The sequence below is a fragment of the Stenotrophomonas sp. NPDC077659 genome (genome assembly GCF_050268705.1).
In the GTDB taxonomy this organism is placed as follows: Bacteria; Pseudomonadota; Gammaproteobacteria; order Xanthomonadales; family Xanthomonadaceae; genus Stenotrophomonas.
Genome location: NZ_JBNNHG010000182.1, coordinates 1 through 6,537, shown reverse-complemented (window position 1 = coordinate 6,537; position 6,537 = coordinate 1). Strand labels below are relative to the sequence as shown.

At 66.2% G+C, this 6,537-nt stretch carries 5 protein-coding genes, 1 tRNA gene and 1 pseudogene; all 7 read right to left on the bottom strand.

Translation table 11 applies throughout. From position 1 onward, the window contains the following. Positions 1-14: 14 nt before the first annotated feature. The 7 genes and pseudogenes from ACQKDV_RS17645 to ACQKDV_RS17615 all read right to left on the bottom strand — a co-directional run bounded on the left by ACQKDV_RS17645 (position 15) and on the right by ACQKDV_RS17615 (position 6,464). A complete protein-coding gene (locus ACQKDV_RS17645; RefSeq protein ID WP_427785466.1) occupies positions 15-617 on the bottom strand; it encodes an ECF-type sigma factor in 603 nt (200 codons plus the stop codon). A gap of 73 nt (positions 618-690) precedes the next feature. Then, a pseudogene (locus ACQKDV_RS17640) lies at positions 691-1,353 on the bottom strand (DMT family transporter); the annotation flags it as partial. Positions 1,354-1,475: 122 nt separating this feature from the next. Continuing rightward, complete coding sequence (locus ACQKDV_RS17635; RefSeq protein ID WP_427785464.1) at positions 1,476-2,981, bottom strand: PepSY domain-containing protein; 1,506 nt, start codon at positions 2,979-2,981, stop codon at positions 1,476-1,478. A gap of 11 nt (positions 2,982-2,992) precedes the next feature. Then, complete coding sequence (locus ACQKDV_RS17630; protein ID WP_427785463.1) at positions 2,993-5,128, bottom strand: TonB-dependent receptor; 2,136 nt, start codon at positions 5,126-5,128, stop codon at positions 2,993-2,995. Between the two features lie 119 nt (positions 5,129-5,247). After that, positions 5,248-5,646, bottom strand: a complete 399-nt coding sequence (locus ACQKDV_RS17625; RefSeq protein ID WP_427785461.1) for a DUF2946 family protein — start codon at positions 5,644-5,646, stop codon at positions 5,248-5,250. Positions 5,647-6,035: 389 nt separating this feature from the next. Next, on the bottom strand, positions 6,036-6,248 hold the full coding sequence (locus ACQKDV_RS17620) for a YegP family protein (RefSeq protein WP_427785460.1): 213 nt from the start codon (positions 6,246-6,248) through the stop codon (positions 6,036-6,038). A gap of 141 nt (positions 6,249-6,389) precedes the next feature. After that, a tRNA-Val gene (locus ACQKDV_RS17615) sits at positions 6,390-6,464 on the bottom strand. Positions 6,465-6,537 lie beyond the last annotated feature (73 nt).

The following is a 6,537-nucleotide window of genomic DNA, read 5'->3' as shown; positions in this document are numbered from 1 at the left end:
GTCGACTGCATCGCTCATCCGCCAGCGCCCCCTGCCAGCGTGCCCCCCAGGTGGCGCTTGAGCCAGGCTTTGGCAAAGCGCAGGTCGCGATCAACGGTGGGCACCGAAACACCCTGCGCCGCTGCAATCTCCTCGCGGCGCATACCACCGAAATACATCCACTCGACCGCACTGCTGGCCCGCGCGTCGACCTCGGCCAGGGCCAACAAGGCGGCGTCCAGAGCCAGCACATCCACCGCGTCCTGGTCATCGGCGCTCTCGCGGTCGGCGTGGGCCAGCGTGAGATGCAGTTGATCGCCACCGCGTTTGGCCGCGCCCATCGCGCGTGCATGGTCGACCATCACGCTGCGCATCTTCAGAGCCGCCAGAGCCAGGAAATGCACGCGGTCATTGTAGGCAGTGCCAGGATCAAGCATGCGCATCAGCGCCTCGTTGACCAGCATGGTCGGCTGCAGCAGGCCTGGGGCATCGCCGCTCAGCCGCGCCGCTGCCATGCCGCGCAGCTGCGCGTACAGCATCTGCAGCAAGCGGTCCCGGGCCGACAGATCGTTACCCATGCTCCAGCGCCGCAACAGCAGGGTGACACCATCGTCGGCGGGCGTTCCATTAGCCGTCATCTACATCACGATCCATGCCCTGGCAGAGACTGCATTATTGCCGATGGCACGCGTGGAGCGAAAACGCGCGGCGTCAGCGGCTGAAGTGGCGTGCCCCGGCCACGCAGGCCACCGCCGCCAGGGTCACCAGCAGCATGCCGGCGCTGAGCGCTTCGTGCAGCAGCAGCGCTGCCAGCGCCAGACCAAAGAACGGCTGCAGCAGCTGCAGCTGCCCCACCGCCGCGATGCCGCCCTGGGCCAGCCCGCGGTACCAGAACAGGAAGCCCACCAGCATGCTGAATACCGCCACATAGCCCAGCGCCCACCAGGCCAGTGCGCCCACTGCGGCCAGCGAAACCGGGCGCGTCAGCACGGTCAGTGGCAGCATGACCGGCAGGGCCAGCAGCACCGCCCAGCTGATGACCTGCCTACCGCCCAGGTGCCGGGCCACGCGCCCGCCTTCGGCGTACCCCCGCCCACACACGATGATCGCCGCCAGCATCAGCCGATCGGCCTGCAGCGACGCCTTGACGCCGTTGCGTGCTGCGTAGCCAACCACGCAAGCACGGCCCAGCAGCGAGAACAGCCAGAACGCCGGGCGTGGCCGCTCACTACCGCGCAGCACGCCGAACAGCGCGGTACTGAGCGGCAGCAGGCCGATGAAGACGATGGTGTGTGCGGACGATGCATGGCGCAGGGCCAGCGCGGTCGGCAGCGGAAACCCTACCACCACGCCCAGGTTGACCATCGCCAGGCCGGGCGCAAAATCAACAGCAGCCGAGCAAGCTCGACGCTACGGTGATCGAGCCAAGGGGACCGGCATGATGCCGGGCAGCCGTGGGCGCTCCAGCGTTGCTGCGTAAAAAAACGCGGCTGAAATCAGCGTCGAAGGCGGCGCACCTTCATCTGCAACCGCCGTGTACCGATCACCACGGCGGTGGTGCACAGCCCGGCCCCCGCCACACTCAACAGCAGCAGCACCGCCAGCCGCGTGTTCTCCTGCCGCAGCATGCCGGGCAGATCCCAGCTGTGCAGGAAGTAGAAGAGCCAGCGGCCTACGCGCTCGCGGTGTCCGAGGGTCAGCAGCGGATCGCCGGTGGCCAGATCAATGTAAACGCGCGTGGCGTGTGCATCGCTGAAGTCCACCACCGCCACCGGGAAGCGCCGCACCGCTGCACCATTCATCGCCTCGGGCGCGCGCGGGTAGAAGAACGCATCCGGCGCGTGCACGACCGCGAACGTCCGCAGCGGTGCCGTGCTCATCGCCTGCGCGCGCTGCTGCAACCCTGCCACCGGCAGCTGCCGTGCGAGGTACAGCCGCCCGTCCATGAGGGAAACGATGCGCGTATCGCCCTGCCCGTCCAGCAGCACCGCGAACAGTTCGCCACCGATGCGCCGCCATTGGATTTCCACTGGCGTAAAGTCCTGCTCCGCCGCTGCACGCAGCAAGGCCTGTGGCTGCGCCACCGCAGACGCCAGCGACACCGTCGCACCGCGATAGCGTGCGGCGTCCACCGCACCGGCCGACGTAGTGAACACCTGCAGCGGGTTCATCGACATCAGCCCGCTGAAGATCCAGGTGAACACGAAGGCCGATGCCATCAGGCCGACCAGATGATGCCAGCGCATCCACGGCTCGACGTAGGGCGTCTTCGCACCCGAGCGGTAACGGCCACGGAAGCGCCAGCGCCACACGCCCACCACGATGCCGCTGATGGCCGCCAGCGTGCACAGCCCGGACAGCACGATCACCACCCACGTCCACACCGGGTCGACCGACTGCATGCGCAGGAAGTACAGCCAGTGCAGCCACGCGCCTACATAGTTCCAGCGCTGCTGGTGGTACGGCGCATCCAGCACCACCTCGCCGGTGCGCGACGAAACGTACAGACTGCCCGGCTGGCGGCCACCCACCTCAACCTTGTACAGCGGCCGATGTGCGTCCAGCCCACGCGAATGCGTCCAGCGATCTTCGTCTACACGTACGGCACCCGGGAACGCCGGGCCACCGGCAAACGCCGCCGCCGACAGTTCGGCACGCTGCGCAGACACCGGCAGCAGCGCGTAGCCCGTAACGGCCGACCACGCACCGATGTTGGCACCGCTGCGCACCACGTAAGCCGGTTCACCGCGCAGCGTGGTCAGCGCCACGCTTTCCGGTTCGGCCTGCACTGCTTCGGGCAGCACCGGCAATCCCTGCAGCACGCGTGCGCCATCAAGCACCGGCAACGCGCCCAGCCGCTCGCCCGGCGTCAACTTCGGGTAGCCGATGAACAGCATCACCATGCCGCTGACGAACCACAGCAGCATCAGCAGGCAACCGCCAATACCCAGCCAGCGGTGCAGCAGGTAGGTCCAGCGCTTGGCGGTGGATCGCAGCGACATCAGCGACGCCCTCAGAAGCGATGATCGAGGGTGAACTCGACGCGGCGATCCGCGCCCAGCAACCACTGCGTGCTGGTGTAGTACGCGGTGGCGTAGTACACCTTGTCGAACACGTTGAACAGGCGCGCGCTCACCCGCGTGCGCGGCGCGGCCTGCCAGGTCAGGGCCAGATCGGTGGTGCTGTAGCCCGGCAGTTCCAGGGTGTTGGCATTGTCCGCGTAACGCTTGCCGACATAGCGCGCGCCACCGGCCACGGTCCAGTCCGGCCGGAACTGCCAGCTCAGCCACACGTTCGCCAAGCGCTCGGCCACGTTCGGCGGCACGTTGCCATCACGCGAGACCACCACTGCAGGCGAGCCGGTGGTTTCCAGGAAATCCTCGAACTCGGCCTTCAGCACCGTGGCGTTCGCATCCAGCGACCAGTGCGGAGCGAACGTCCAGTTCAACGATGCCTCGATGCCGCGCGAAGTCTGCGCACCCACCTGCACACGGCGATCCGGCTGCAGCGGGTCACGACTGAGCAGGCCGGTCTTGCGGATGCGGTAGGCCGCCAAGGTCCACTCGCCGCCGTCGAACGCCTGCTTCATGCCCACTTCGAACTGCCGGCCCTTGGCCAGATCGAATGCACCATTGGCCGGGCTGATCATCAGCAGGCCACTGACCGGGTCGGCAGCCTGCGAATACTGCGCGTACAGGCTCAACGTCGGGCGCAGCGCGAACACCGTGCCTCCGCGCCAGCCGGTGCTGCTGTAGGTCTTCGAAAACGCCGCCGTGCCGCTGATGAGATCGGTGCGATCAATGGTCGCACGGTCATGGCGCAGCCCGCCCAGCACCGACCACCGATCGCTCAGGGTCAGATGGTCTTCGGCAAACAGCGCGTACTGCTCGGCACTATTGCGGTAGCGCGGCAGGTTCGGCGCATCGCTGGCGAACTGCCCCGGCACCGGGTTGAACGGATCCACCGGCCCGGAGCTGCCCGCGTAGGTGTTGTTGGTGTGCTTGAAGTGCGCGCGGTTGGCATCCAGGCCCACCGCGAAGCTGTTGGCCAGCCCGCCCACCTGCCCCTGCACGCGCAGCGTCGAGGTCAGGCCGGACTGGTCCTGGTTGTGGGTGATCTGCGTGTTGTCCGAGCGATCGATCAGCCCCGTGGCATCGTTGTAGACGTAGGCCTCGGCATTGCGCCAGTCACGTTGGCTGTCGATCTGGTAGACCCGCGTGCGCCATTCCACGTCTGCGGTCGGCGTCCACAGTGCATCGAGTTGGGTCCAGCGGTCGCGGAAACGGATCTCGCTGTCGGCCACGTTGTAGTTGCGATGGCGCAGCGCGTCCAGCTGGCGGCCATCCACCAGCGGCGTACCGAAGTAGCGCATCGGCTGCTGGTAGCCCTGCGCCTGGGTCAGGGTCAGCTGCAGGTCCGTGCGCGGCTGCCACAGCAACGCACCGGAGAACGTCGCATCGTTGTTGCGGCCACGGTCCACCCAGCCGCCGCTGTAGTTGCCGCTCACGTCCACGCGGTAGGCCAGCGCCGGCGTCAGCGCGCCACCGCTGCCAAAGCCCAGGCGCGCAGTGTCTTCGCTGCCCACGGTCACGCTGATCTCGTTCTCGATGGCACCGCGCGTCGGCTTCTTCGGCACGATGTTGATGACCCCGCCGATGGCACCGTCGCCATGGATGACCGAGGCCGGCCCCCGCAGCACTTCGATACGCTCAATGGACCAGGTATCGAACGGGAAGGTGACGCCGACCCCGCCGTACTGGCGCAGGCCGTCGTACAGACGCATCACCGACGCGCCATCGGTGAATCCGCGACTGGACAGTGCACTGAGGCCATTGCCCGGGTGCGGCATCGCACTGATCGCACCGGCCCGGCTGATCGCATCGTTGAGGTTGCTGCCGCCGCGCTGTTCCAGCTGGTCGCGGTCGATGACGGTGAGCGCGGCCGGCGTCTGCAGCACGCTCAGGCCGAGCGCGGAGCCCGCACTGGGGGTGGCCGACAGTTCGCCATGGCGGGTATCGACCACGCGCACGGTGTCCAAGGTGGTGGGGTCTGCGGCATCGGCGCGGGCCGGTGCGGTGTACAGGGCGCAGGCGCACAGCGCCGGCAGCGTCGCCCAGCGCAGGGCAACGACGTTCGGGATGGTTTTCATGTTTCCACAGCATGCAGTGCCGCCCCATCAACGAGGGCAGCAGAAAGAAAAGCGCACGCAGCAGTGCCAGGCCATGCCTGGCAGCTTTGAATCCATCAGGGAACGACCGCGTGCACGGCTCAGCCAGCCAACACACCCGGCGGCCCACGCGCGCCCAACGTTCCCACCAGACGCACCGGCAAGGCCAGCAACGTACCCGACCGCGCCCGGCACACGGGCAGCAGAAGCACCAACAGCAAAAGCACCGCAACCAGCAGCGTGATCAACCGCGCAGCAATCAGGCAGTACTCGCAGTCCACGCCCATATCATGTCCGGCGTGTGGATCGACGGCCGGTGTGCTGGCGGCGTCTTCGTGCGCCATCGCCATCGCGTGGTGGTCGTGGTGCCCTTCCATCGCGTGCTGCGCGTGTTCGGCGTGCCCGCTGTGGTCCATCGGCGCCATCACCGGCGCAGCGGCTGGCACCGGCCCATGGGCCATCCAGCGGCTGACCAGCGGAGCAAGCAGCACCAGCAGCATGGCAAGCCATGCCAGGGTCTGGAACCGGCGGTGGAATCGGGGGCGACGCACCCGCCCATTCTACGGCGCAGCGGCCAACCCTGGACCACGCTCAGGGTTTTACCCCTGCGACACGGTGACGCAGGGGCGGCCCCCGGGCCACGCCGACGAACCCGCACTCCCGACGTGGGCGCGCTTCGCCCATCAACGAATGACACGCTGCGAATGGGCGGTCTCAACTTACAACCTGCTATTCACTCCATTGTGCTGTCCTCGTGGCACAAACCTCGCCCCCGATCAATAGATGAGCGGAACGCAACTACCTACAGAAGTGACACCTATCCCCGATCAGCAATAATCAAGATCACGCGCCCGGAAATGGGCGACAGCACTCGTTGCCAAGAGGAGAATTACTCCCACTTGTTGTCGGTGCTGTTCCAGATATTGGTGCCCGTAGCAATGGCGGCGACTAAGCGAGCGCCATGGATGCAGTCGGCCTTGTTCTTATAGCCCTCGGCGCCGTCCGCAATCTTCTTTGAGTTCCTAGCGTAGAGCGTCCAGCGCCACTCACCAGATACGTCTTTGTAAATTACGAAAGCCTTGTCTGGCTCCGCCATATCCATCCCCTGTCCTTAGTGGCATAGCTGCCGAAGAGGAGCATATCTACGACGAGGCAAAAACGAAACAGTGCTCCTAGCAAACTGTACGGAATCGCGGGCAACAAAAAAGCCCCCATCGCTGGAGGCTTCTTTCGTTCCGCAACATGGTGGGCGGTACAGGGATCGAACCTGTGACCCTTGCCGTGTGAAGGCAATGCTCTACCGCTGAGCTAACCGCCCGGTGTGTTGCTGAGCCGCTCATTATAGGGGCTTTTCAGAGGCCGTCAACAGTTTTTCACATTTGTGTTCACGG